This is a genomic window from Burkholderia sp. FW306-1C-G01B (genome assembly GCF_058781685.1).
The window spans coordinates 205,244-229,426 of record NZ_JBYSWZ010000006.1 but is presented as its reverse complement, the minus strand read 5'-3'; the positions used below and the strand labels follow the sequence as shown (position 1 = coordinate 229,426).

General features: G+C 67.4%; 19 protein-coding genes and 1 pseudogene. 14 read left to right on the top strand and 6 right to left on the bottom strand.

Features of this window, described 5'->3' with window-relative positions:
- Window positions 1–3: 3 nt before the first annotated feature.
- From AC3WLY_RS14390 to yjfF, 3 genes are read left to right on the top strand one after another with little or no spacing between them, the layout of a single operon-like run.
- Window positions 4–1,518 carry a sugar ABC transporter ATP-binding protein gene (locus tag AC3WLY_RS14390; protein ID WP_492308701.1) on the top strand — a complete coding sequence of 505 codons (1,515 nt, stop codon included), beginning with the start codon at window positions 4–6 and terminating at the stop codon, window positions 1,516–1,518.
- Window positions 1,515–2,555, top strand: a complete 1,041-nt coding sequence (locus tag AC3WLY_RS14385) for an ABC transporter permease (protein ID WP_105393297.1) — start codon at window positions 1,515–1,517, stop codon at window positions 2,553–2,555. The genes AC3WLY_RS14390 and AC3WLY_RS14385 overlap by 4 nt, the downstream gene beginning before the upstream one ends.
- On the top strand, window positions 2,552–3,640 hold the full coding sequence (gene yjfF / locus AC3WLY_RS14380) for a galactofuranose ABC transporter, permease protein YjfF (RefSeq protein ID WP_492308702.1): 1,089 nt from the start codon (window positions 2,552–2,554) through the stop codon (window positions 3,638–3,640). Before AC3WLY_RS14385 ends, yjfF begins: the two co-directional genes overlap by 4 nt.
- Before the next feature lie 119 nt (window positions 3,641–3,759).
- Here yjfF and AC3WLY_RS14375 read toward each other — a convergent pair whose 3' ends face one another.
- Complete coding sequence (locus AC3WLY_RS14375; protein ID WP_492308703.1) at window positions 3,760–4,848, bottom strand: aldose epimerase family protein; 1,089 nt, start codon at window positions 4,846–4,848, stop codon at window positions 3,760–3,762.
- Window positions 4,849–4,875: 27 nt separating this feature from the next.
- Complete coding sequence (locus AC3WLY_RS14370; RefSeq protein ID WP_425131528.1) at window positions 4,876–6,069, bottom strand: XylR family transcriptional regulator; 1,194 nt, start codon at window positions 6,067–6,069, stop codon at window positions 4,876–4,878.
- A gap of 273 nt (window positions 6,070–6,342) precedes the next feature.
- On the opposite strand from AC3WLY_RS14370, the gene xylA reads away from it, so the two are divergent.
- From xylA to AC3WLY_RS14345, 5 genes are all read left to right on the top strand, one after another.
- Window positions 6,343–7,665: a xylose isomerase gene (gene xylA, locus AC3WLY_RS14365; RefSeq protein WP_492308704.1), complete on the top strand. Its 1,323-nt coding sequence runs from the start codon at window positions 6,343–6,345 to the stop codon at window positions 7,663–7,665.
- Window positions 7,666–7,669: 4 nt separating this feature from the next.
- A complete protein-coding gene (gene xylB, locus AC3WLY_RS14360) occupies window positions 7,670–9,160 on the top strand; it encodes a xylulokinase (RefSeq protein WP_492308705.1) in 1,491 nt (496 codons plus the stop codon).
- Between the two features lie 93 nt (window positions 9,161–9,253).
- Window positions 9,254–10,282 carry a D-xylose ABC transporter substrate-binding protein gene (xylF, locus tag AC3WLY_RS14355; protein ID WP_072440550.1) on the top strand — a complete coding sequence of 343 codons (1,029 nt, stop codon included), beginning with the start codon at window positions 9,254–9,256 and terminating at the stop codon, window positions 10,280–10,282.
- 60 nt (window positions 10,283–10,342) lie between these two features.
- Window positions 10,343–11,902 (top strand): D-xylose ABC transporter ATP-binding protein, encoded by a 1,560-nt coding sequence (gene xylG / locus AC3WLY_RS14350; RefSeq protein WP_310136187.1) that lies wholly within the window; start codon window positions 10,343–10,345, stop codon window positions 11,900–11,902.
- Window positions 11,899–13,107 (top strand): sugar ABC transporter permease, encoded by a 1,209-nt coding sequence (locus tag AC3WLY_RS14345; RefSeq protein WP_175963430.1) that lies wholly within the window; start codon window positions 11,899–11,901, stop codon window positions 13,105–13,107. Before xylG ends, AC3WLY_RS14345 begins: the two co-directional genes overlap by 4 nt.
- Before the next feature lie 50 nt (window positions 13,108–13,157).
- Here the strand turns inward: AC3WLY_RS14345 and AC3WLY_RS14340 are convergent, their stop codons facing one another.
- Complete coding sequence (locus AC3WLY_RS14340; RefSeq protein ID WP_175963431.1) at window positions 13,158–13,328, bottom strand: hypothetical protein; 171 nt, start codon at window positions 13,326–13,328, stop codon at window positions 13,158–13,160.
- A gap of 59 nt (window positions 13,329–13,387) precedes the next feature.
- Window positions 13,388–14,299 carry a DUF72 domain-containing protein gene (locus AC3WLY_RS14335; protein WP_492308706.1) on the bottom strand — a complete coding sequence of 304 codons (912 nt, stop codon included), beginning with the start codon at window positions 14,297–14,299 and terminating at the stop codon, window positions 13,388–13,390.
- A 250-nt stretch (window positions 14,300–14,549) separates the two neighbouring features.
- On the opposite strand from AC3WLY_RS14335, the gene AC3WLY_RS14330 reads away from it, so the two are divergent.
- The 3 genes from AC3WLY_RS14330 to AC3WLY_RS14320 all read left to right on the top strand — a co-directional run bounded on the left by AC3WLY_RS14330 (window position 14,550) and on the right by AC3WLY_RS14320 (window position 17,706).
- On the top strand, window positions 14,550–15,395 hold the full coding sequence (locus AC3WLY_RS14330) for a MipA/OmpV family protein (protein ID WP_492308707.1): 846 nt from the start codon (window positions 14,550–14,552) through the stop codon (window positions 15,393–15,395).
- Between the two features lie 10 nt (window positions 15,396–15,405).
- Window positions 15,406–16,098, top strand: coding sequence for a response regulator transcription factor (locus tag AC3WLY_RS14325; RefSeq protein ID WP_492308708.1), 693 nt, complete (start codon window positions 15,406–15,408; stop codon window positions 16,096–16,098).
- 192 nt (window positions 16,099–16,290) lie between these two features.
- A complete protein-coding gene (locus AC3WLY_RS14320; RefSeq protein WP_492308709.1) occupies window positions 16,291–17,706 on the top strand; it encodes a sensor histidine kinase in 1,416 nt (471 codons plus the stop codon).
- Between the two features lie 190 nt (window positions 17,707–17,896).
- Here AC3WLY_RS14320 and AC3WLY_RS14315 read toward each other — a convergent pair whose 3' ends face one another.
- The gene (locus AC3WLY_RS14315) at window positions 17,897–20,002 is read right to left on the bottom strand and encodes a TonB-dependent siderophore receptor (protein WP_492308710.1); all 2,106 of its coding nucleotides are present in this window, start codon (window positions 20,000–20,002) and stop codon (window positions 17,897–17,899) included.
- A gap of 315 nt (window positions 20,003–20,317) precedes the next feature.
- Here AC3WLY_RS14315 and AC3WLY_RS14310 point away from each other — a divergent pair.
- A pseudogene (locus tag AC3WLY_RS14310) lies at window positions 20,318–20,584 on the top strand (bifunctional 3-(3-hydroxy-phenyl)propionate/3-hydroxycinnamic acid hydroxylase); the annotation flags it as partial.
- 71 nt (window positions 20,585–20,655) lie between these two features.
- Here the strand turns inward: AC3WLY_RS14310 and AC3WLY_RS14305 are convergent.
- A complete protein-coding gene (locus AC3WLY_RS14305; RefSeq protein WP_310136510.1) occupies window positions 20,656–21,357 on the bottom strand; it encodes an FCD domain-containing protein in 702 nt (233 codons plus the stop codon).
- 233 nt (window positions 21,358–21,590) lie between these two features.
- Between AC3WLY_RS14305 and AC3WLY_RS14300 the strand changes: the two genes are divergently transcribed.
- Window positions 21,591–23,135, top strand: a complete 1,545-nt coding sequence (locus tag AC3WLY_RS14300) for a sugar ABC transporter ATP-binding protein (RefSeq protein WP_492308711.1) — start codon at window positions 21,591–21,593, stop codon at window positions 23,133–23,135.
- Window positions 23,128–24,159, top strand: a complete 1,032-nt coding sequence (locus tag AC3WLY_RS14295) for an ABC transporter permease (RefSeq protein WP_072440573.1) — start codon at window positions 23,128–23,130, stop codon at window positions 24,157–24,159. The genes AC3WLY_RS14300 and AC3WLY_RS14295 overlap by 8 nt, the downstream gene beginning before the upstream one ends.
- The last annotated feature ends 24 nt before the right edge of the window (window positions 24,160–24,183 follow it).

Genomic DNA, 24,183 nt, shown 5'->3' with positions numbered 1-24,183 from the left:
TTCATGACGCATCCGCCGGTGGTCGAGATGATCGGCATCGACAAGGCGTTTCCGGGCGTCAGCGCGCTGCAGCGCGTGAGCTTCCGGCTGTTTCCGGGCGAGATCCACGCGCTGATGGGCCAGAACGGCGCGGGCAAGTCGACGCTGATCAACGTGCTCACCGGCGTGCATGCGCACGACGCGGGCGAGATTCGCGTCGGCGGCGAGCCGGTGCGCTTCGCCGCACCGCGCGAGGCCGAGGCGGCCGGGATCCAGACGCTGTATCAGGAAGTGAACCTGTGCGCGAACCTGTCGGTCGCCGAGAACATCTTCGCGGGCCGGCAGCCGATGCGGCGCGGCGCGATCGACTGGAACGCGATCCATGCGCGCTCGCGCGCCGCGCTGGCCGAACTCGACCTGTCGCTCGACGTCACGCGCTCGCTCGACGCGTATCCGATCGCGGTGCAGCAGATGGTCGCGATCGCGCGTGCGGTTTCCGTCGATGCGCGCGTGCTGATACTCGACGAGCCGACGTCGAGCCTCGACGACGGCGAGGTCGCGCGGCTGTTCGACGTGTTGCGCCGGCTGAAGGCGTCGGGCATCGCGATCCTGTTCGTCACGCATTTCCTCGAGCAGACCTATGCGGTGTCCGACCGGATCACCGTGATGCGCAACGGCGAGCGCGAAGGCGAGTACCTGGCGCGCGACCTGCCGGTCGACGTGCTGGTCGCGAAGATGACCGGCCGCGAACGGATGTCCGACACGCTGCAGGCGGGCGCCGCCGCGGTCGAGCGCGCGGCCGGCACTGCCTCGCCGTTCCTGTCGATGCGGCAGGTCGGCCGGCGCGGGATGATGAGCCCGCTCGATCTCGACGTGCGGCCCGGCGAAATCGTCGGGCTGGCCGGGCTGCTCGGCTCGGGGCGCACGGAAACCGCGCAGCTCGCGTTCGCCGCGGAGCGCACCGACACCGGCGCGATCGAGATCGACGGCGCGCGCAAGCGGCTTGCGTCGCCGCACGATGCGGTCCGGCACGGGATCGCGTATTGCCCGGAAGACCGCAAGAAGGAAGGTATCGTCGCCGCGCTGTCGATCCGCGAGAACATCGTCCTCGCGCTGCAGGCGCGGCGCGGCTGGTGGCGGCTGATCGGGCGCGCGCGCCAGCGCGAGATCGCCGATACGTATATTGCGCGGCTCGGCATCAAGGCGCGCGACGCGGAGCAGCCGATCGGGCTGCTGTCGGGCGGCAACCAGCAGAAGGTGCTGCTCGCGCGCTGGCTCGCGACGGACCCGAAGCTGCTGATTCTCGACGAGCCGACGCGCGGCATCGACGTCGCCGCGAAGTTCGACATCATGGAGCGCGTGCTCGCGCTGTGCGCGACCGGGCTCGCGATCCTGTTCATCTCGTCGGAGATCGGCGAGGTCGTGCGCGTGAGCCACCGGATCGCGGTGCTGCGCGACCGGCGCAAGGCCGCCGAACTGACCGGCGCCGACGCGTCCGAAGAGCAGGTTTACCGGCTGATCGCGGGAGGCCAGTCATGATGCGTGTGCGCACGCTGTTTCGTCATCCGCTTGCGTGGCCGGTGCTGACGCTTGCGCTGCTGTTCGCGCTCGACGTCGCGCATCGTCCGGGCTTCCTGTCGATCGCGCTGCTCGACGGCCACCTGTTCGGCGCGCCGATCGACATCCTGAACCGTGCGGCGCCGCTCGTGATCGTGTCGCTCGGGATGACGCTCGTGATCGCGACGCGCGGGATCGACATTTCCGTCGGCGCAATCGTCGCGATCGCAGGCGCGGCCGCGGCGATCGTGCTCGAGGCCGATCCGTCGCGGGTCGGCACGGCGCTGGCCGCCGCGCTCGGCGTCGGGCTGCTCGCGGGCGCGTGGAACGGCCTGCTCGTCGCGTTCGTCGGGATGCAGCCGATCATCGCGACGCTGATCCTGATGGTGGCCGGCCGCGGCATCGCGCAACTGCTGACGGGCGGCCAGATCATTCCGATCGGCGCGCCCGGCTATCTCGCGCTCGGCGGCGGCTATCTGGCGACGGTGCCGTGCTCGGTGTGGATCGCGCTCGCGACGATCGCCGCGACCGCGCTGCTGGTGAACCGCACGGCGCTCGGGCTGTTCATCCGCGCGATCGGCGTGAACCCGGTCGCCACGCGGCTCGTCGGGCTGCGCTCGGGCGCGGTCGTGTTCGGCGTGTACCTGTGCTCCGGCGTGATGTCGGCGGTCGCGGGCATCCTCGCGAGTTCCAACGTGCGCAGCGCCGACGGCAACAACGCGGGGCTGCTGCTCGAACTCGACGCGATCCTCGCGGTGACGCTCGGCGGCACGTCGCTGCTCGGCGGCCGCTTCAGCCTCGCCGGCTCGGTGCTCGGCGCGCTGATCATCCAGACGCTGACCTACACGACCTATTCGATCGGCGTGCCGCCGGAGGCGACGCTGGTCGTCAAGGCGGTCGTCGTGATCGTCGTGACGCTGATCCAGTCGGACGCGGCGCGCGCGCTCGTGGTCCGGCACGCGTCGCGGCTGCTGCCTTCCGCGCGTTCGCGCGCCACCTCCGGAGCCACGCCCCGATGACCCGATTCCTTGGCCGGCTCGCCGACCCGCGCACGCTGCCGATCGTCGTGACGATCGTGCTGTTCGCCGCGCTGTTCGGCTTCGGATCCGTGATGTACACGGGATTTTTCTCGATGCAGGTGCTGACCGGCTTGCTCGTCGACAACGCGTTCCTGCTGATCGTCGCGATCGGCATGACGTTCGTGATCGTGTCGGGCGGCATCGACCTGTCGGTCGGCTCGGTCGTTGCGCTAACAACGATCTTCTGCGCGGTCGGCGCCGAGCGGCTGCACTGGCCCGTGTGGGTGATCGTGCCGCTGGTGCTCGCGTTCGGCGCGCTGTACGGCGCGGCGATGGGTGCGCTGATTCATTACTTCCGGCTGCAGCCGTTCATCGTCACGCTGGCCGGGATGTTTCTCGCGCGCGGCGCATGCTTCCTGATCACGACGCAATCGATCACGATCAACGAGCCGACGTTTCATGCGATCGCGGGCGTCAGCGTGCCGGTCGGCGGCGGCACGCTGAGCGCGGGCGCGCTGATCGCGCTCGCGACGCTGGCCGTCGCGATCTACGTCGCGCATTTCACGCGGTTCGGCCGCAACGTGTATGCGATCGGCGGCAACGAGCGTTCGGCGCTGCTGATGGGGCTGCCGGTCGCGCGCACGAAGATCGGCGTCTATGCGCTGAGCGGGCTGTGCTCGGCGCTCGGCGGCGTGGTGTTCACGATGTACGTGTTGTCGGGCTACGGGCTGCAGGCGCAGGGGATGGAGCTCGACGCGATCGCCGCGACGGTGATTGGCGGCACGCTGCTCACGGGCGGCGTGGGCTACGTGATCGGCTCGGTGTTCGGCGTCGGCATCCTCGGCACGATCCAGGTGCTGATCACGTTCGACGGCACGTTGAGTTCGTGGTGGACGCGGATCGTGATCGGCGCGCTGCTGTGCGTGTTCTGCGTGCTGCAGCGGGTTATCGAGCGGCATGCAACGCGGCGGCGCACGGGCGGCACGGGACTCGGCGCGCAGCAGCCGAAGCGCGACTCCGCGCACGCGCGGCCGGCCGAGCCCGGCGAGGACGCGGCGCTGGTGTCGACGATGCGCCGCGTGTAGTGCGTGTCGTGGAGCGCACGGCGCGCGCCGCGCGGTGACGGGCAACGGGGTAGCGGCACGCGCGACGTGGTTGATGCCTGGCCGCCGGTGCTTGTTGTCGAAGGCGGCCGGCGCGCGCGTTACGCGCGAACGGCTACCCGGTACAGAGTGGTCTGACGATAGACGGCGCCCGGATGAAGGATGACGTCGTCGCGCAGGTCGGCCATGTTGACCTGGTCCGGAAAACCGCCGGCTTCGACGCACAGCGCGGCGTGTTGTGCGCACCGCGTGCCGCCCCTCACGCGCACGCCGTCCAGATAGTTGCCGGTATAAAGCTGGAGGCCGCGCTGATCGGTCGACACGACCAGCTCGCGGCCGCTTTCGGGATCGTAGATGCCGGCGACGGGCCTGGCCGCGCGCGCGCCGTCGCGCAGCACGAAGCAGTGATCGAAGCCGCGCGCCCTTGCAAGCTGCGCATGCGGCCAGTCGAGGCGCGCGCCGAGCGGCGCGCTGTGCCGGAAATCGAAAGCCGTGCCGGTCACGTCGGCGGTGCCGGTCGGGATCAGCGCGTCGTCGACTTCGAGGAACGCGTCGGCGTCGATGCTCAGCACGTGGCCGCGCACGTCGCTGCCCGCGCGGCCGCTGAGGTTGAAATAGCTGTGATTCGTGAGGTTGAGCGGCGTGGGTGCGTCGGTGACGCCGGTGTAGTCGATCGTCAGCGTGCCGTCGTCGTCGAGCGCGTAGCGAACCTGCACGCTCACGTTGCCCGGAAAACCCGCGTCGCCTTCCGGCGAATCGAGTCGCAGCGTCAGCCCGCCGCAGTCGTCGACGACTTCCCAGCGCTGCCGGTGAAAGCCGCTCGCGCCGCCGTGCAGCAGATTGCCGTTCTCGTTGCGATCGAGCAGGTAGTCGACGCCGTCGAGCGTGAAGCGCGCGCCGGCGATCCGGTTCGCCCAGCGGCCGACCGTCGCGCCGAGGTAGGCGCCCGATTCGACATATTCCGCGGGCGTGTCGTGCGCGAGCACGATATCGGCGAAGCGTCCGGTGCGATCGGGCGCGAGCCACGACACGACGGTCGCGCCGAGGTCGCTGACGACGACGCGCATGCCGTGCGTGTTGCGCAGCGTATAGCGTCGCACCGTGTCGCCGTCGGGCAGCGTGCCCCACGGCTCGGAAGGCACGCGTGCGACGCCGGGCGTCAGATGGGAGGAATCGGTATCGATGTGCATAGGATGATTCGATGTGAACGGCGGGCTTCAGTGCGCGGCGATCGCGCGTTCCTGGTATTCGCGCGGCGTGCAGCCCAGCTCGCGCCGGAACACCGCGTACATGTACTGGAGCGACGTGAACCCGCAGCGGATCGCGACCTCGGCGCTCGACGCCTGCCTGCCGGCGAGCAGCGCCTGCGCCGCTTCGAGCTTGTGGCGCAGGATTTCCTGGTGCACGGTGCGCTGCAGTTCGCGCCGGAAGTGCTCTTCGAGCAGCGAGCGCGACACGCCGACGTAGTCGGCGACCTGGTCGGTCTTGATGCCCTGGCACGCGTACTGGCGAATGAAGTGGCGTGCGCGCATCACGTGCGGGCTCGCGAGCGGCTCGTGGCGCGTCGAATCGAGCACGTTGATCCCGACGGGCGGCACGAGAATCCGCCGGTCGGGAAAACGCGCGCCGCCCAGCATCTGGTGCAGCAGGTGCGCGGCCGTGCGGCCCATTTCCTCGGTGCCCTGGATGACGGACGACAGCGGAATCCGCGTGAGCGTGCGCGTGAGCGGGTCGTTGTCGATGCCGATGATCGCGACCTGTTCCGGTACCGCGAGGCCAGCGATCAGGCACGCCTGCAGCAGGTGCCGCGCGCGCGCGTCGGTCACCGCGATCACGCCGACGGGCTTCGGCAGTGCGTGCAGCCAGCCGATCAGTTGCTCGATCGCGTGGTTCCAGCCCGATGCGCTGGTCGACAGCCCGCGGTAGATCGGCGCGTCGACGCCGTCCGCGCGCGCGAGGCCGTCGAACGCGAGCTCGCGCTGCTGCGCCCAGCGGTTCTGCTGCGCGACGGGCAGGCTGTACATCGCGAAGTGCGGCAGCCCGGCGCCGATCAGGTGCGTGTACGCGAGCGACACGAGTTTCGCGTTGTCGGTCGCGATATACGGCACGCCGTCCGGATACTGCGCCGGATCTTCGTACGACGAACCGAGCGCGACGATCGGCAGCGGCGATCCGGCGAGCGCGTCGGCGACGGCCGGATCGTCGAAATCCGCGATGATGCCGTCGCCGTCGAAGCGCTCGATGCCGGCGAGCCGGCAGCGGAAATCGTCTTCGAGGAACAGGTCCCATACCACGCGTGTCGAGCGCAGGTACTGGCCGATGCCGCTGATGATCTCGCGGTCGTAGACCTTGTTGGCGTTGAACAGCAGCGCGATGCGGTGCGGCGTCTGGGTGGAAGGGGCGCGGTTCATCTCGGTCTCGAAGCGCGCGCCGTGCGGGGCGTCGCGCCGTTGTCTCCGGGCGCGCGGGCAACGCCGCGCGGCTGTCTGATCTGTCTGGCGTCCGGCGATTGTAGGACGGAACGCGTGCCGTGCGCAGCGCGCTGGCAAGAAACGTTAAGCGTGCTGCGCAATTTCGCAATTGCGGGCGAGGGGGCGCGCGGGCACGATCCAGCCAGATCGAATTCGGCCCGCACGCCAACGCGATGCACGCCGCACTGCAACAAGAAACCGGACGGAGACGCCATGTCGTATTTCGAACATATTCCCGCGATTCGCTACGAAGGTCCGCAGTCGGACAACCCGCTTGCATACCGCTATTACGACCGCACGAAGCGGGTGCTCGGCAAGACGCTCGAGGAGCACCTGCGGATCGCGGTGTGCTACTGGCACACGTTCGTGTGGCCGGGCCACGACATCTTCGGCCAGGGCGCGTTCCAGCGGCCATGGCAGCAGCCGGGCGACCCGCTCGAGCGCGCGCGCCAGAAGGCGGATGCGGCGTTCGAGTTCTTCACGAAGCTCGGCACGCCGTTCTATACGTTCCACGACACCGACGTGTCGCCGGAAGGCGACAGCCTGCACGAGTACGTCGAGAACTTCGCGCGGATGACCGACTACCTGGGCGAGCGTCAGCAGGCGACGGGCGTCCGGCTGCTGTGGGGCACCGCGAACCTGTTTTCGCATCCGCGCTTCGCGGCGGGCGCGGCGACCAACCCGAACCCCGACGTGTTCGCGTGGGCGGCCACCCAGGTGCGCCATGCGCTCGACGCGACGCATCGGCTCGGCGGCGAGAACTACGTACTGTGGGGCGGCCGCGAAGGGTACGAGACGCTGCTCAATACCGATCTCGTGCGCGAGCGCGAGCAGTTCGCCCGCTTCCTGTCGATGGTCGTCGAGCACAAGCACCGGATCGGCTTCAAAGGAGCGCTGCTGATCGAGCCCAAGCCGCAGGAGCCGACCAAGCACCAGTACGACTACGACGTCGCGACGGTGCACGGCTTCCTCACGCAATACGGATTGCAGAACGACATCCGCGTGAATATCGAGGCAAACCATGCGACGCTCGCGGGCCATTCGTTCCATCACGAGATCGCGAACGCGTTCGCGCTCGGCGTGTTCGGCAGCGTCGACGCGAATCGCGGCGATCCGCAGAACGGCTGGGACACCGACCAGTTCCCGAACAGCGTCGAGGAACTGACGCTCGCGTTCTACGAGATCCTGCGCCACGGCGGCTTTACCACCGGCGGCATGAACTTCGACGCGAAGGTGCGGCGCCAGAGCGTCGATCCGGAAGACCTGTTCTACGGCCATGTCGGCGCGATCGATGTGCTCGCGCTCGCGCTCGAGCGCGCGGCCGTGCTGCTCGGCAACGACCGGCTCGACACGCTGCGCCGGCAGCGCTACGCGCAGTGGGACAGCGCATTCGGCCGCGAGATCCTGTCGGGCGGCTACACGCTGGAGTCGCTCGCCTCCGACGCGCTCGCGCGCGGCGTGAACCCGCGGCATGCGAGCGGCGCGCAGGAACGGCTCGAGAACATCGTGAACCAGGCGATCTACGGGCTGCGCTGACGCCATGTATATCGGACTCGATCTTGGCACGTCGGGCGTGAAGGCCGTGCTGCTCGACCGCGCCGGTGCGGTGCGGGCCAGCGCGAGCCGGCCGCTGTCGGTGAGCCGGCCGCGGCCGCGCTGGTCCGAACAGGCGCCGCTCGACTGGTGGGACGCGGCGTGCGGCGCGCTGGCGGCGCTCGTCGCCGACGCGCGTGCGGCCGGCATCGATCCGCACGACATCGGCGCGCTTGGCCTGACCGGGCAGATGCATGGCGCGACGCTGCTCGATGCGCACGGCGAGGTGCTGCGCCCCGCGATCCTGTGGAACGACGGCCGCGCCGATGCCGAATGCGCGGAGCTCGAGCGGCTCGCGCCCGCGCTGCGCGCCGTCGCCGGCAACCTCGCGATGCCGGGCTTCACCGCGCCGAAGCTGCTGTGGGTGCGCCGGCACGAGCCGGACGTGTTCGCGCGGATCGCACACGTGCTGTTGCCGAAGGATTATCTGCGCTACCGGCTGACCGGCGTGTTCGCGACCGATCCTTCGGATGCCGCCGGCACGCTGTGGCTCGATGTCGCCAAGCGCGATTACGACGACACGCTGCTCGCCGCGTGCGGGCTGTCGCGCGCGCAGGTGCCCGCCGTGTTCGAGGGCAACCGCATCACCGGCACGCTGCTGCCGGCAGTCGCGCGCGCGCTGGGGCTGCGCGAGATCCCGGTCGTCGCGGGCGGCGGCGACAACGCGGCCGGTGCGGTCGGCGTCGGCATCGTGCGGCCCGGCGATGCGCTGCTGTCGCTCGGCACGTCAGGCGTTTATTTCGCGGTGTCGGATGGCTTTCGCGCGAATCCGGAATCGGCGGTCCACAGCTTTTGTCATGCGTTGCCGCGCACCTGGCACCTGATGTCGGTGATGCTGAATGCGGCCGGCTGCATCGATTTCACCGCGCAGCTGGCCGGCTACGACGGCGTTGCCGCGCTGCTCGGCGACGCCGAGGCGAACGCGCGCCGTGACCGCCCGTGGTTCCTGCCTTATCTGAGCGGCGAGCGCACGCCGCACAACGACGTGAATGCGAAGGGCGTGTTCTACGGGCTGACGCCCGACACGCAGCGCGCGGATCTCGCGAACGCGACGCTCGAAGGCGTCGGCTTCGCGCTGCTCGACGGGATCGATGCGCTGCATGCGGCCGGGCTCGCGCCCGACGGCATCACGGTGATCGGCGGCGGCTCGCGCAGCGCGTACTGGACGCAGATGCTCGCCGACCTGAGCGGCCGCGCGCTGACGTTGCGCGCGGGCGGCGAAGTCGGCCCGGCGCTCGGCGCCGCGCGGCTCGCGCATCTCGCGCTCGAACCGGATGCGCCGCTCGACGCGGTGTGCCCGCAGCCGCCGGTGGTGGCCGTGCGCGAGCCCGACATGGCGCGCCACGCGTGGTATCGCGACGCGCGGCGGCCGACGTTTCGCGCGCTGTATCGCGCGCTCGAACCGGTGTTTTCGGCAGGCGCGGGTCATACCGCATAACGCCGCGCCGTGTAGTGGCCAGACAAAGGGCGGCGTGCTTCGGCGGCCGCCCGGCGTTCGTGGGGTTGTCCAATAAAGAGAGGAGTTGGAGACATGAAATCCGTAACGCGTCGTACCGTATTGAGTGCGCTGGCAGGCGCCGCCACGTTGGCGGCTCTCACGCTTGGCGCGCCGCTCGCGCATGCGAGCAAGGACAAGCCGGAAATCGGCTTCTGCATCGACGACCTGCGCGTCGAGCGCTGGTCGCGCGACCGCGACTATTTCGTGGCCGCCGCCACGCAGCTCGGCGCGAAGGTGTCCGTGCAGTCCGCGGACGCGAGCGAGGCGCGGCAGATCTCGCAGATCGAGAACCTGATCTCGCGCGGCGTGGACGTGATCGTGATCGTGCCGTTCAATTCGAAGACGCTCGGCAACGTCGTCGCCGAAGCGCGCAAGGCGGGCATCAAGGTGGTGTCGTACGACCGGCTGATTCTCGACGCCGACGTCGATGCATACATCTCGTTCGACAACCAGAAGGTGGGCGAGCTGCAGGCGCAGGGCGTCTACGACGCGAAGCCGAAGGGCAACTATTTCCTGCTCGGCGGCGCGCCGACCGACAACAACGCGAAGATGCTGCGCGAAGGACAGCTGAAGGTGCTGAAGCCGGCGATCGATCGCGGCGACATCAAGGTCGTCGGCCAGCAGTGGGTGCCGGAATGGAGCGCGTCGACCGCGCTGCGGATCGTCGAGGACGCGCTGACCGCGAACAACAACAAGATCGATGCGATCGTCGCATCGAACGACGGCACCGCGGGCGGCGCGATCCAGGCGCTCGCCGCGCAGCATCTGGCCGGCAAGGTGCCGGTGTCCGGGCAGGATGCGGACCTCGCCGCGGTCAAGCGCGTGATCGCCGGCACGCAGACGATGACCGTCTACAAGCCGCTCAAGCTGATCGCGAGCGAAGCGGCGAAGCTCGCGGTGGATCTCGCGAAGGGCGCGAAGCCCGCGTTCAACGCGCAATACGACAACGGCAAGAAGAAGGTCGACACGGTGCTGCTGCAGCCGACGCTGCTGACCAAGCGCAACGTCGACATCGTCGTGAAGGACGGCTTCTATACCCAGGCGCAGCTGGCGAGCCAGTAACGGCGCGGCGCGCGGACGGCCCACCAGTGCGTCCGCGCGCATACTGCGAGGCATGAGCGAATGACCGAACCCTTGCTGACGATGCGCGGCATCGTCAAGGATTTCGACGGCGTGAAGGCGCTCGACGGCATCGACCTGACGGTGCGGCCGGGCGAGTGCGTGGGGCTGTGCGGCGAGAACGGCGCGGGCAAATCGACGCTGATGAAGGTGCTGTCGGGTGTTTATCCGCACGGCACGTGGGACGGCGAGATCCGCTGGGAAGGCGCGCCGCTGATCGCGTCCGGCGTGCGCGACACCGAGCGCGCGGGCATCGTGATCATCCACCAGGAGCTGATGCTCGTGCCCGAACTGTCGGTGGCCGAGAACATCTTCCTCGGCAACGAGATCACGCTGCCGGGCGGGCGCATGCACTACGCGGCGATGGTCCAGCGTGCCGAGGAACTGCTGCACGAGCTGCGGATCGACTCGATCAACGTCGCGCAGCCGGTGATGAACTACGGCGGCGGACACCAGCAGCTGATCGAGATCGCGAAGGCGCTGAACAAGCGCGCAAAGCTGCTGATCCTCGACGAGCCTTCGTCGTCGCTGAGCGCTTCCGAAACGCGCATCCTGCTCGACATCGTGCGCGACCTGAAGCGCCGCGGCGTCGCGTGCGTGTATATCTCGCACAAGCTCGACGAGGTTGAGGCCGTGTGCGACACGGTGTCCGTGATCCGCGACGGCCGCCATGTCGCGACCGAGCCGATGCGCACGCTGACGACCGACCGGATCATTTCGATGATGGTCGGCCGCGAGATCCGCGACCTGTATCCGCGCGAGCCGCACGAGATCGGCGACGTCGTGCTGGAAGCGCGCCACGTGACCTGTCGCGACGTGACGAACACGCGCCGCAAGCGGGTCGACGACGTGTCGTTCAGCGTGCGGCGCGGCGAGATCCTCGGCGTCGCCGGGCTGGTCGGCGCGGGCCGCACCGAGCTGATGCAGGCGATCTTCGGCGCGTATCCGGGCGCGTGCACGGCGACCGTGCTGATGAACGGCCGGCCGCTCACGATCCGCTCGCCTGCCGACGCGATCCGCGCCGGCATCGCGATGGTGCCCGAGGATCGCAAGCGCCACGGCATCGTGCCGCAGCTCGGCGTCGGCCACAACATCACGCTGGCGGTGCTGCGGCGCTTCGCGGCGCGCGGGCGGATCGACGCGGCCGCGGAGCTGGACGCGATCCGCACCGAGATGCAGCGGCTGTCGGTGCGCGCCGCGCACCCGTTCCTGCCGATCTCGAGCCTGTCCGGCGGCAACCAGCAGAAGGCCGTGCTCGCGAAGATGCTGCTGGCCGACCCACAGGTGCTGATCCTCGACGAGCCGACGCGCGGCGTCGACGTCGGCGCGAAGGCCGAGATTTACCGGCTGATTTTTGCGCTGGCGAAGCGCGGCGTCGCGCTGATCGTCGTGTCGTCGGAAATGCCCGAGGTGCTCGGGCTCGCCGACCGCGTGCTGGTGATCGGCGAAGGCGAGCTGCGCGGCGATTTCGTCAACGATGGCCTCACGCAGGAACAGATCCTCGGCGCCGCGCTGAAGCCCGCGCGGCGTCCGGCCGAACCTATTGCAGCGAGTGCAACGTGAATACCGAACTTTCTTCCTCTTCGTCTTCCGCACCGGCGCCGGACGCCGACGCGCGCGGCCGTTCAACTGGCCGTCCGCTTCGCCAGGTCTTCGTGCGCTACAAGATCCTCGCGCTGCTGTTCGCGGTCGTCGCGATCTGGGCGTTCTTCTCGGTGCTGACCGACGGCGCGTTCGTCACGCCGCGCAACGTGTCGAACCTGCTGCGGCAGATGTCGATCACCGGCATGCTCGCGTGCGGGATGGTGTTCGTGATCATCGCGGGCGAGATCGACCTGTCGGTCGGTTCGCTGCTCGGGCTGCTCGGCGGCGTCGCGGCGATCCTCGACGTGAACCGCCACTGGCCGGTCGCCGCGACGGTGCCGGCCGTGCTCGCGCTCGGCGTGCTGATCGGGCTCTTCAACGGCTGGTGGTCGACCTACCGGCGCGTGCCGTCGTTCATCGTCGGGCTGGGCGGGATGCTCGCGTTTCGCGGGATCCTGCTCGGCGTGACGGGCGGCTCGACGATCGCGCCGGTGTCGGACGGCTTCGTGTTCCTCGGGCAGGGCTATCTGCCGCGCGTGGCCGGGGACGGCCTCGCGCTGCTGCTGTTCGCGCTCGTCGTGCTGCTGGTCGTGCGGCAGCGCGGCACGCGGCGCCGCTACCGGCTCGCGGTCGCGCCGCTGTGGCAGGACGTCGTGAAAATCGCCGGCGCGGGCGCGGTGCTGCTCGCGTTCGTCGCGACGCTCGACCGCTACGGCGGCATTCCGGTGCCGGTGCTGCTGCTGCTCGCGCTGCTCGGCATCTTCTCGTGGATCGCGACGCAGACCGTGTTCGGCCGGCGCATCTACGCGGTCGGCTCGAATCTCGAGGCGACACGGCTGTCGGGCGTCGATACCGATCGCGTGAAGCTCGCGATCTTCGCGCTGATGGGGCTGATGTGCGCGTTCGCCGGCATCGTCAACACCGCGCGGCTCGCGGCCGGCTCGCCGTCCGCGGGCTCGATGGGCGAACTCGACGCGATCGCCGCGTGCTTCATCGGCGGCACGTCGATGCGCGGCGGGTCGGGCACCGTCTACGGCGCGCTGATCGGCGCGCTCGTGATGGCGAGCCTCGACAACGGCATGTCGATGCTGGACGTCGACGCGTACTGGCAGATGATCGTCAAGGGTGCGGTGCTGGTGCTGGCGGTGTGGATCGACGTGGTGTCGCGCTCGAACCGGCGGTGAGGCGGGGCGCGCTGGCGCGCGCCGCATCCGTCCGGTATGCCGCGGCCGCGCTACGTCCGGTCGCGGTTGCGGGCGCGCGTCGCGCCCGTGATCACCGCGATGCCGAACAGAATGACGGCGACGATCTCGACGATGTGCTGGGACACGTGCAGCGTCACCAGTCCCCATGCCACGCCGCCGATGAAAATGATCCATCCGACCAGGTAGATAAGCAGGGTCATCGTTCCTCTCCTTGCGGTTCGGTTACATCGTGCAGACTGCTGCCGCGCGGCACGCCGTTTTATCCGGCCGCCGCTTCGTGCGCACGCAGACCGAGGCGTTCCATCAAACGCCGGACGTCGAACGGTGCATTCGTCTTTACGTCGTTGTCGAAGTAGCAATACACGTCGCGCGTTCGCGCGCGCGGCGCAGGCAGCTCCGGTGCGGCGAGACGGGCATCGGCGGGCTGTTCGCCGCGGCGCCACGACTCGATTCTGCGCGCCCAGTGCTCGAGTGCCGCATCGGAGTATTCGCCGGAATACTTCGTTTCGGTACCGTGCAGCCGCATGTAGACGAAGCCCGCGCTCAGGTCTTCGAACTGCGGCCATGGCTCGGTCGAATCCGACACGACGAGCGCCACGCGGTGGCGGCGCAGCAGCTTCACGAACGCCGGATCCACGAAGCTCGCATGACGCACTTCGACGGCGTGACGCAACTTGCGCTTGCGATCGATCCGCAGATACGGCGTCCCGACCTTGCGATCGTGCTGTTGCGCGAGCGCGAGCGCGGCTGCCGTGTCGGTCGGCAGCAGGCCCAGGAAGTGCTCCATGTGCTCGGGGTCGAACCGCAGCGACGGCGGAAACTGCCAGAGGATCGGCCCGAGCTTGTCCCTCAGCGCGAGGAGCCCCTGCGCGAAAAAGTTCGCGCATGCGACCGTCGCCGTTTCGCCGCGAAAGCGCAGGATGTGGGTCAGGTAGCGTGAACCCTTCACGCTGAACGTAAAATCCGGCGGCGTTTCGTCGTACCAGTGCTGCCAGCTGTCGAGCGATTGCAGGCTGTAGTGCGTACCGTTGATTTCGATCGTCTGCATCCGGTTCGATGCGTACTGCAGCTCGGCGGCCTGCTTCAACCCTTTCGGATAGAAGGTGCCGCGCCAGCCGCCGTAGCGCCAGCCTGAAATGCCGATGTGAATTTCACCTGATTTGCTCGTCACGTCGATGTCCGGAGGTCAAGTGGATGCCGTCGTGATTAGCAAGGTGCGTGCCGCCTGGATCAATGTCGGAGGGCGACAAATCGTAGGCCCGAAGTGCAGGGGTATCCCGCTTGCACCGATCCTTACGGGCGCCAACCGCAACGACGTCCGCAACCGCGCTTCGATCCCGACGTGGCGACGTGCATCGACGATCTCGATTTTTGAACGGTAAGTAACCGGTAAGTCGGGTTCCCATAAAGTCGGTTCCGCTTTGTCCACCGACTTCCTGGAATCGATTGTGAAAAAAAATCCGTTGCCTGTTCGCCGTATCTTGCTGACTGCCGCATTGTTCGCGTTCTGTTCCGGGCCGGCGTGGGCGGAAGAAGGCGACGCCGACCATGTCGATGCGCAGCGTTCCGGTCTGGCGATCCTGAACAATGCGACGAACGTGACCCGCTGGGGGCTGGGTGCGGGCGTCGGCATCGGGGAATCGCCATACAAGGGATACGGCTCGAAAGTCGAACCGCTCCCGCTGGTCTACTTCGACGACAAGTGGGTACATGTTTTCGGCACCACGATCGACGTGAAGATCGGAAACTGGAGTGGTATAAGCGTTGCGCTGCGCGGAAAGTTTTCGCTCGGCGATGGTTACAAGCAGTCCGATGCACCAATCCTGAATGGCATGGAAGACCGACATGGTGCGCTCTGGTACGGTCCCGCGCTTGCTTTACATACCGCATTCGGCACGCTTTCGGGAGACTATCTGGCGGGCGGAAACAAGGGGCAGCGTGCGAGCCTGGACTACAGCAAGTCTTTTGATGCCGGAGATTTCTCGATTGCTCCGCATGTGGGCGTGGACTGGTTGAGCGGCAAATACGTCGATTACTATTACGGCGTGCGTCCCGCCGAGGTGCGCCCCGGACGTCCCGCGTACACCGGCACGGCAACCTGGAAGACTTCGTTGGGAACGCGTGTCGACTACAACTTCGCGAAGCACCAACGTCTGCTGCTGGACGTCGGCGTGTCGCATCTCGGCAGCGGTATTACGGATAGTCCTCTGGTCGGCAAGCGGTTCATCCCGGAGATCCGGGTCGGCTACCTGTACCAATTCAAGTGAGTGCAACGTCATGTCGCGAGTTGCGATTGTCGAGGACCATGCACGCCTTGCCGACATGGTGAGCCAGGCCCTCATGCGAGTGGGCATCGAAGCCGATCAGTTTCGCAATATCTCCGGAGCGACCTACGGCGTGCGCCAGCTCGACTACGCGGTGTTGATCATCGATCGTAGCCTTCCGGACGGCGACGGGCTGTCCTTTCTGCGCGCGTTGCGCGCGGCCGGCCGGATGACGCCATGCCTCATGCTGACGGCGCGCGATGCTTTGCACGATCGTGTCGACGGGCTCGAAAGCGGCGCGGACGACTACGTGACCAAGCCGTTTGAAATGAGCGAGCTGGTTGCGCGGGTGCGCACGCTGATGCGTCGGCCAGCGGCGCTGACCGCGCTTGTCGCGTCATTCGCGGACATTGCAGTGGATCCGCTGCAACGTGAGATGCGCTGCGGCGCGCGGTCGGTTCAGCTTGCGCCCGCCGAATTGCAGATCATGCTTTGCCTGATCGAAGCGGCCGGCCGAACGGTGCGGCATGCGGCGCTCGAGCATGCCGCCTGGGGGCTTGCCGAAGCCGTAACACCGAATGCACTGGAAGTGACCGTGCACCGGTTGCGTAAAAAACTGGCGTCGATCGACACAAGGACACGCCTGACGAACCTTCGCGGCGTGGGATTCGCCGTCGAGGAAGCCTCCGGGCCGCCGCAACGGTAGTGGAGCGTTCCGCACTCGAGCACGCTCGCCGGAGGCGTCTTGGGGCGGGACGAGACGCGATGCGTGAGAGGTGACGAGGACGATACGTGCACGAGGGTGCGCTCTGCCCGGACGCGAGTGGCAGGCTCGTGCGTGTGACCGGAAGGATTGGCCGGATCACGTCGCCGGCGGCGCATCCGACAAAGATGCCCGGTGAACGGCGCTTCGCTCGGCTACGACATTCCACACCCGTTCCAATATGGGGACGTCATGCTCAATCACTGGATTCGAAGTCTGTCGGCGCGGCTGTGGGCGACGACTGTCATTGCCCTTGCAATCAGCCTGACGGCGATCGCCGGTCTGGTCATCTACGTATTCGACCGCTATCCGGAGCAGACGCTGGGTTACCACGAGCTGACGGAGAACGTCGACAGGGTAATCAATGGACTCAGGTTCAACGATGCCGATCGCCCCTATTCCGTCGATCTTCCCGATCGTGACGAAGGGGGCGGGTTCGATCTCGTGCCCGCGGAACTCAAATACCGTGTGCTGGATGGGCAAGGTCAAGTCCTGTTTGCGTCGATCGGAGCAAGGACAGCCGGTCAATGGCCGATAGACGATCCGGCTGCAGCCGTCGGAAAGATAGCTTACCTGACTATCGACGGAAAGCTGTTCTTCGTCGCGACGCGGCGGGTCCTGCGGGGGCGCTCCGTGTTCTATGTGCAGACCGCAACCAGCGAACGTTTCCTGAACGCGCTGGTCAGTTCGAAAGTCAAGTCGATTCCGGCCACGGTCAAGGTCATTTTCTTCGTTATATTCATTATTTCCGGCCTGGTGCTGCCGCTTACGATCTATCGGGTGCTCAAGCCGCTACGAGATGCGTCCAGGGCGGCCGCGCGGATAACGCCGCACCGGCTCAAGACACGCCTTTCGGCCAGTGGCGTTCCGAGCGAGATCAAGCCGTTGATCAACGCGTTCAACGACGCGCTTGAACGGCTGGAGAACGGTTTCAGGGTCCAGCAGGAATTTCTTGCGGCTGCCGCGCATGAACTTCGAACGCCGCTGACGTTGATCCGCGGCCAGATCGAGTTGCAGCCGGAGATCACAGGAAAAGACCTGCTGTTTCGCGAAATCGATCTGATGTCGCGACAGGTTCGGCAGCTACTGCATCTTGCCGAAGTCAGCGAGGCGCAGAATTTCGATTTCGGCGAAGTCCGCACCCTCGATGTCATGCAGGATGTCGTCGAGTATCTGGCCCGTCAGGCAGATGGAAAGCAGGTGACGCTGCGGATCGAGGAGCGTCGCGCAGCGCCGCCGATCTGGGCGGACAAGGGCGCACTGTTCATCCTGCTCAAGAATATCGTCGAAAACGCGATCCATGCGTCGCCTGCCAACAGCGTCGTGTCGTTAACGATCGACGACGCATCGATCGAGGTTCGCGACGAAGGCCGCGGTATCCCGAAGGATCATCTTCCGTTTCTGTTCAAGCGATTCTGGCGCGCGCCCGATACCACGCACGACGGCGCGGGCCTTGGGTTGGCGATATGCAAGGAAATTGCGTCGGCGCACAATTGGCGGTTGACGGTGAGCAGTCTCGCGACGGGAACGCGGTTTACCGTCTGGTTATGACGGCGCTCGTGCACCGTGCACCCCGACCAGCCAGGTCAATGCGCTCGCGGCGATCCGGCCCGAGGGGCTGCGGGTCGGCTTCGGCGAGTTTCTGGCGGTCGGCGCATGCGTGATGTTGCCGGCCTTGCTGCTCGCGCTGGCGGCACGGCGCGTGACGCGCGATGCACGCGCGCCACGCGACCGGTTTGACCTAAAACGCGTAGGCGAGCGACGCGAACAGGCTGCGCGGCGCGCCCGGCGTGACCCACAGGCTGTTGTACGAGCTGACGTAGGTCGTGCGATTGAACAGGTTGTTCAGCACGACCGACGCGCGCAGGTGCTTGTTGACCTGCACATAGCCGTTCAGCTGCACGGTCGCATAGGCCGGCAGCTCGAAACCGTCCTGCGTGTTCGCGGTGTTGCCGGCGCGGCGCCCGACATAGATCAAGCCCGTGCCGATGCCGGCCTTGTCCGCGAACGGCAGCGCGGTTTCGTACATGAGCAGCGCGCTGCCGCTCAGCTTCGGAATATCGACGAGGCGCGCCCCGGGCGTCAGCACGGTATCGCGCGTGACCTCGGCATCGACGTACGCAAGGTTGACGATGCCGCGCAAGCCGTGGCCCAGGTCGCCGTTCCATTCGAATTCGACGCCGCGGCTGCGCACCTCGCCGGCTGCGCGCGAGAAGCCGGCATTCGCCGGATCGGCGGTCAGCACGTTGCGCTTGTTGACGTAGAACGCCGCGACCGTCGCGAGCCAGCGCGTGCCGGCCCATTTCGCGCCGGCTTCGTAGCCGTGCCCCTTCTCCGGGTCGAACGCGCGGCCGTTGGCATCGGCGCCGTTGTTCGGCCGGAACGAATACGCGGTGTTCGCATACAGCGACAGCGCGGGGCTCATTTCGTAGACGACACCGATGCGCGGACTCAACGCGGTCTGCAGCTGGCTGCTCGTCACGCCCTTCAGGCGGTTCTCGACCGACTGGTGGAAGCGATCCCAGCGCAGCCCGGCGAGGATTTTCCAGTGCGGCCCGAACGCCAGCGTGTCCTGCGCGTAGACGCCTTGCCCGTCGTCGCGCTCGAGCAGGTTGGTCGCGGTGCGCAGCGCGGGCGCCGGCTGGCCGTAGACCGGATCGAAGATGTCGATCGCATACGGCGCGGCGGCGCTCGGCGTCGAGCGCGCGACGAACTGGTCGTAGTTGAAGCGATACGCATCGACGCCCATCACGAGCGTGTGGCCGATTCCGCCGGTGCGGAACTTGCCGGTCGTTTCGATGCGGCCTTGCAGGTCGTTCGAGTGAAACGCGACTTGCCGGTAGCGGCGCCACAGCGTGCGCCCGTCCGGCTGCAGCGCGAACGCTTCGGAAGATCGGCCGGACAGGTCGGTGTCGCGCTGCGCGAAGCCGGCATTGATCGACCAGTTCGCATCGACACGATGCTCGAGCGTGAACTGGTGGCCCGTGTTGCGCACGTCGTAGTCGCCGTCGCGCGGCTCGCCGAGGAAGCGCGATGCCGGAATCGCGCCGAGCTGCCCGTTGACCGCGACCACGCCGCGATCGAGCGGCGCGCGCTGGCGCACGCTTTCGAACTCGTAGTGGAGCGTCGTGTCCGCGCCGATGTCCCACGTGAACGACGGCGCGAACAGGTAGCGCTTGCTCGACACCGTATCGCGGAAGCTGCCGTTGTTCTCGTTCATCGCGACGAAGCGGTAAGCCAGCGACTTGGTGATGGGCCCGGTCGAATCGAGCGTCTCGCGCAACGCGCCGTAGCTGCCGGCCGACACGCCGATGGTGTTCGAGCGCGCGAACTGCGGCTGCTTGGTCGTGTAGCTGATGAGCCCGCCCGGATCGCCGCGGCCGTACAGCGCGGACGCGGGCCCCTTGAGCACTTCCATGCGCTCGAGGTTGGCGGTGTCGCGCGGGACGCTCATCCCGCGGTTCCACGAGAAGCCGTTGACGAGGTAGTCGGTGCCGGACGTGTTGCCGTCTCCGGCAAACCCGCGCACCGCGTAGTTGTCCCACAGGCCGCCGAAGTTGTTCTGCCGTGCGACGCCCGCGACCCAGTCGTACAGGTCCTCGCCGCGCGTCGCGGCGACGGTCTGGGCCAGTTTCGCGTCGACGCTGCTGACCGCGAACGGGATTTCCATCACGTCCGTCTCGGTGCGCGTCGCGCTCGTCGATTCAGGCGCGCGAAACGGCGCGGTCGTGCGCTGCCCCGAGACCTCGATGGCGGGCAGCGACAACTCCTGCGCATCGGCGGCGCTCAGGCCGGCCGTGCCGACGACGATGGCCATCGGTGCGGCCGCCCAGTTCTTCCTGCTCATACCCCGTCCTTTGATGTGGTCTGCATTCGGGCAGGGCGGATGGCCGCGCGCCGACGTCTGTGTTCCAACCGGTACATTCGCGCCGAAATTTAATGCAAATGAGAGGCATTTGCAATCGTAAGTTGGTGGTGTTGCCGAGCGGGATGTGAAGCGGCCGGCAACGGGGCGTCGGCCGTCGGCGCTCGTATGGCCATCTATGTCGATAAATTCCGAATTGCGGGAATTTCGTAAAACCTACGCGAGGCGTGGCGAGCCGGGAGACAAGAGGTTTTCCCGGAAAATTCGGATATGAATCGGGTAAACGAGGATCGAATCGATCGTTTCCTCGGGCTCGCGCGGTATGCGCCGGGCCTGAAGGACTACATCCTGCAGATGCGTTTCAAGCCGATGCCGGGCTATACGCGGGGCGTCGTGCTGCCGGGGGCGCCGGGCGATGCGGTCGGCAGGATGATCGCGCAGCCCGACGTCGAAACGGCCGACGGCGTGCGCCGCAAGCTCGACGACGTGCTGGGCCCGTGGTTCTCGATCGTCGGCTGGCAATGCGATCCGCAGGCGTGCCTGAGCGACGACGATCGTGCGTACTGAGCGGCGCTGGGCGCGACGTTCGTGCAGGACCGGCCGCGCAGGGCGCGCGAAAGGCGCCCGTGTGCCGGTCAATCAGGGTCCGATTTCAGGCCACCGTCGATCCATCGCGCTTCGGACGCGCGAAGATGCGCGCGGATGGCCGTCTGGGCCGCGATCGGGTCGCCCGCCTGCAGCGCGTGGAGCACGTCCTCGTGCTCCTGCACGGCGGCGGTCCAGGTCTGAGGATTCTCCGCGTGGCCGCGCATGGCCGCGGCGATCGGGTCGTGGCGGCTGTCGAACAGCTCGCCGACGAAGCGGGTGAGCACCGAATTGCCGGCGGCTTCCGCAATCAGCATATGGAACTGCCGGTCGGCTTCGACGGGCGATTTGCCGGCCTCCGCGAGCCGCTTCATGCGCTGCACCGTGCGGCGCAGGCGATCGAGCATCGCGGCCGTCATCCGCGCCGCGGCCAGCGCGGCGACGCTGCCTTCGATGGCCGCGCGTGCCTGCATCAGTTCCGACGGGCTGTCGCCGAGCGTGCCCATCGTGCCGACGTCGTCGGCCGCCGTGTCGCGCACATAAACGCCGGAGCCCATCCGGATCTCGATCTGGCCGCCGATTTCCAGCGCGATCAGCGCCTCGCGAAGCGACGGACGCGATACGCCGAGCGTCAGCGCCAGCTCGCGCTCGGGCGGCAGGCGTTCGCCGACCGCGAATTCGCCCTGGCGAATCAACGCGACGATCTGGGCCGCGACCGATTGGTAAAGCCGCTTGGGTTCTGTCGATTTCATCCGATGGATCTTGGTCAATGCGCTTTCCGCGCAAGCGCGCGTCGCAAAGTCTATCACGCTCGTCGTGTCGCCCTGGACGGCAACCCGTTCGTGCGGATGTGCGGGTTTTCACCATTGGTAAGAGCGGATGTAGATATATAAATTGGCTTGACCAAAAGTGGGTGGATTGATGTAATTCATCGAAATTGGACTGACCAGACGAAAGCGAGGTCGGCCCTTCCCTAGGAGACGCAATGGCAATGCCTCGCAATCTGCCCGGTCAGGCCGCACAGGGCGAAGCGGACCGGGAGATCCTGCGCCTGGAGGGGATACGCAAGCGCTTCCCGGGCGTCCTCGCGCTCGACGGGATTCGCCTCGACCTGCGCCGCGGCGAGGTGCATGCGGTGTGCGGCGAAAACGGCGCGGGCAAGTCCACGCTGATGAAGATCATCAGCGGTCAGTACCTGCCCGACGAGGGCGTCGTCCACTATCGCGGCGCGCCGGTGCGGTTTCGTTCGGCCTCCGAAGCGCAGGCGGCCGGCATCGCGATCATCCACCAGGAACTCAATCTCGTGCCGCATCTGAGCGTGGCGGAGAACCTCTACCTCGCGCGCGAGCCGCGGCGCGGGCCGTTCGTCGACACGAAACGGCTCAATGCGGACGCGACACGCTGCATCGCGCGGATCGGCCTGAACGTCGCACCGACGACGAAGGTCGGCGTGCTGTCGATCGCGCAGCAACAGATGGTCGAAATCGCGAAGGCGCTGTCGCACGACGCGCGCGTGCTGATCATGGACGAGCCCACTTCGTCGCTGACGGAGTCGGAAACGGTGCAGCTCTTTCGCATCATCGAGGAACTGCGTGCCGACGGCGTGGCGATCCTGTACATCTCGCACCGGCTCGACGAAATGGCGCAGATCGTCGATCGCGTGACCGTGCTGCGCGACGGGCGCCACATCTCGACGGACGATTTCGCCGACGTGAGCATCGACGACATCGTCGCGCGCATGGTCGGGCGGACGCTCGACTACGCGTATCCGTCGCGGCAGTCGACGCCGACCGAACAAGTGCTGCTCGACGTGCGGGAACTGCGCCGCGAAGGCGTGTTCGGGCCGGTGTCGTTCACGCTTCGCAAGGGCGAGATCCTGGGTTTTGCCGGACTGATGGGCGCCGGGCGCACCGAAGTCGCGCGCGCGATCTTCGGCGCGGACCGCCCGGACGGCGGCACGATCGAGCTGCACGGCCGGCCCGTGACGATCCGCTCGCCGCGCGAGGCGATCCACCACGGCATCGCGTATCTGTCGGAGGACCGCAAGAAGGAGGGGCTCGCGCTGCCGATGCCCGTCGCGGCGAACCTCACGCTCGCGAACGTGCGCGGCATCGCATCGCGCCTGGGCTTCCTGCGCTTCGACGACGAGCTCGACGTGGCGCGGCGCTACGTGCAGGACCTCGCGATTCGCACGCCGTCGGTGCAGCAGGTCGTGCGCAATCTGTCCGGCGGCAACCAGCAGAAGGTCGTCATCGGCAAATGGCTGTACCGCGGCTCGAAGATCCTGTTCTTCGACGAGCCGACGCGCGGCATCGACGTGGGCGCGAAATTCGCGATCTACGGGCTGATGGACCGGCTCGCCGCCGACGGCGTCGGCGTGGTGCTGATCAGTTCGGAACTGCCGGAGCTGCTCGGCATGACCGACCGGATCGCGGTTTTTCACGAAGGTCGATTGACCGCGTTTCTCGACACCCAACACACCAGTCAGGAGGAGATCATGCACTATGCGTCGGGGCGTCCCCATGCTTGAAATGACCTCGGATCGAAGCCAGGCCGACGAACGGGCGGCGCGACAGCGGCGGCGCGACCTTATCCAGAAGTTCGCTGCGCTGGGCAGCCTGGTCGTGCTCGTGTTCGCGTTTTCCGTATCGAGCGCGGCGTTCTTCTCGGTCGACAACCTGATGACCGTCGGCCTGCAGGTGACCTCCATCGCCTATCTCGGCGTGGCCGCCACGTGCGTGATCATCACCGGCGGCATCGACCTGTCGGTCGGCTCGGTGCTCGCGCTGGCCGGCGTCTCGTCCGCGCTGCTGGTCAAGGCGGGCGTGCCGGTGCCGGCGGCCATGGCGGCCGGGATCCTGGTCGGCGCGCTGTGCGGGTTCGTCAACGGCATGTGCGTGACGCGCATGGGCCTGCCGCCGTTCATCGCGACGCTCGGCATGATGCTCGTCGCGCGCGGCATCGCGCTCCAGATCACGGGCGCACGGCCGGTATCGGATCTCGGCGACGCGTTCGGCGCGCTGGGCAACGGCGCGCTGCTGCGCATCTCGCGCATCGGCGCGGACGGGTTCCCCGACACGACGTTTCCCGGCATTCCGTATCCGGTCGTGATCATGGTCGTGCTGTTCGTCGTGGTTTCCGTGCTGCTGTCGCGAACGTCGCTCGGCCGCCATATCCATGCGGTGGGATCGAACGCGGAGGCGGCCCGGCTGTCGGGCGTGAACGTACAGGGCGTGAAGCTCTTCACCTACGTGCTGTCCGGCGCGCTCGCCGGCGTGACCGGCTGCGTGCTGATGTCGCGGCTCGTCACCGGGCAGCCGAACGAGGGCGTCATGTACGAACTCGACGCCATCGCCAGTTCGGTCATCGGCGGCACGTCGCTGATGGGCGGCGTCGGGACGATTTCCGGCACGGCGATCGGCGCGTTCGTGATCGGCGTGCTGCGCAACGGCCTGAACATGAACGGCGTATCGAGCTTCATCCAGCAGATCATCATCGGCGTCGTGATCCTGGGCACGGTCTGGATCGACCAGTTGCGCAATCGCCGGCCCTGACCGGCAGCAGTTCCCACCAACGAG

Coding starts and splice junctions, on each gene's coding strand:
- AC3WLY_RS14390 (WP_492308701.1), top strand. CDS start 4: ATGACGCATCCGCCGGTGGTCGAGATGATCGGCATCGACAAGGCGTTT.
- AC3WLY_RS14385 (WP_105393297.1), top strand. CDS start 1,515: ATGATGCGTGTGCGCACGCTGTTTCGTCATCCGCTTGCGTGGCCGGTG.
- yjfF (WP_492308702.1), top strand. CDS start 2,552: ATGACCCGATTCCTTGGCCGGCTCGCCGACCCGCGCACGCTGCCGATC.
- AC3WLY_RS14375 (WP_492308703.1), bottom strand. CDS start 4,848: ATGCACATCGATACCGATTCCTCCCATCTGACGCCCGGCGTCGCACGC.
- AC3WLY_RS14370 (WP_425131528.1), bottom strand. CDS start 6,069: ATGAACCGCGCCCCTTCCACCCAGACGCCGCACCGCATCGCGCTGCTG.
- xylA (WP_492308704.1), top strand. CDS start 6,343: ATGTCGTATTTCGAACATATTCCCGCGATTCGCTACGAAGGTCCGCAG.
- xylB (WP_492308705.1), top strand. CDS start 7,670: ATGTATATCGGACTCGATCTTGGCACGTCGGGCGTGAAGGCCGTGCTG.
- xylF (WP_072440550.1), top strand. CDS start 9,254: ATGAAATCCGTAACGCGTCGTACCGTATTGAGTGCGCTGGCAGGCGCC.
- xylG (WP_310136187.1), top strand. CDS start 10,343: ATGACCGAACCCTTGCTGACGATGCGCGGCATCGTCAAGGATTTCGAC.
- AC3WLY_RS14340 (WP_175963431.1), bottom strand. CDS start 13,328: ATGACCCTGCTTATCTACCTGGTCGGATGGATCATTTTCATCGGCGGC.
- AC3WLY_RS14325 (WP_492308708.1), top strand. CDS start 15,406: ATGTCGCGAGTTGCGATTGTCGAGGACCATGCACGCCTTGCCGACATG.
- AC3WLY_RS14315 (WP_492308710.1), bottom strand. CDS start 20,002: ATGAGCAGGAAGAACTGGGCGGCCGCACCGATGGCCATCGTCGTCGGC.
- AC3WLY_RS14305 (WP_310136510.1), bottom strand. CDS start 21,357: ATGAAATCGACAGAACCCAAGCGGCTTTACCAATCGGTCGCGGCCCAG.
- AC3WLY_RS14300 (WP_492308711.1), top strand. CDS start 21,591: ATGGCAATGCCTCGCAATCTGCCCGGTCAGGCCGCACAGGGCGAAGCG.
- AC3WLY_RS14295 (WP_072440573.1), top strand. CDS start 23,128: ATGCTTGAAATGACCTCGGATCGAAGCCAGGCCGACGAACGGGCGGCG.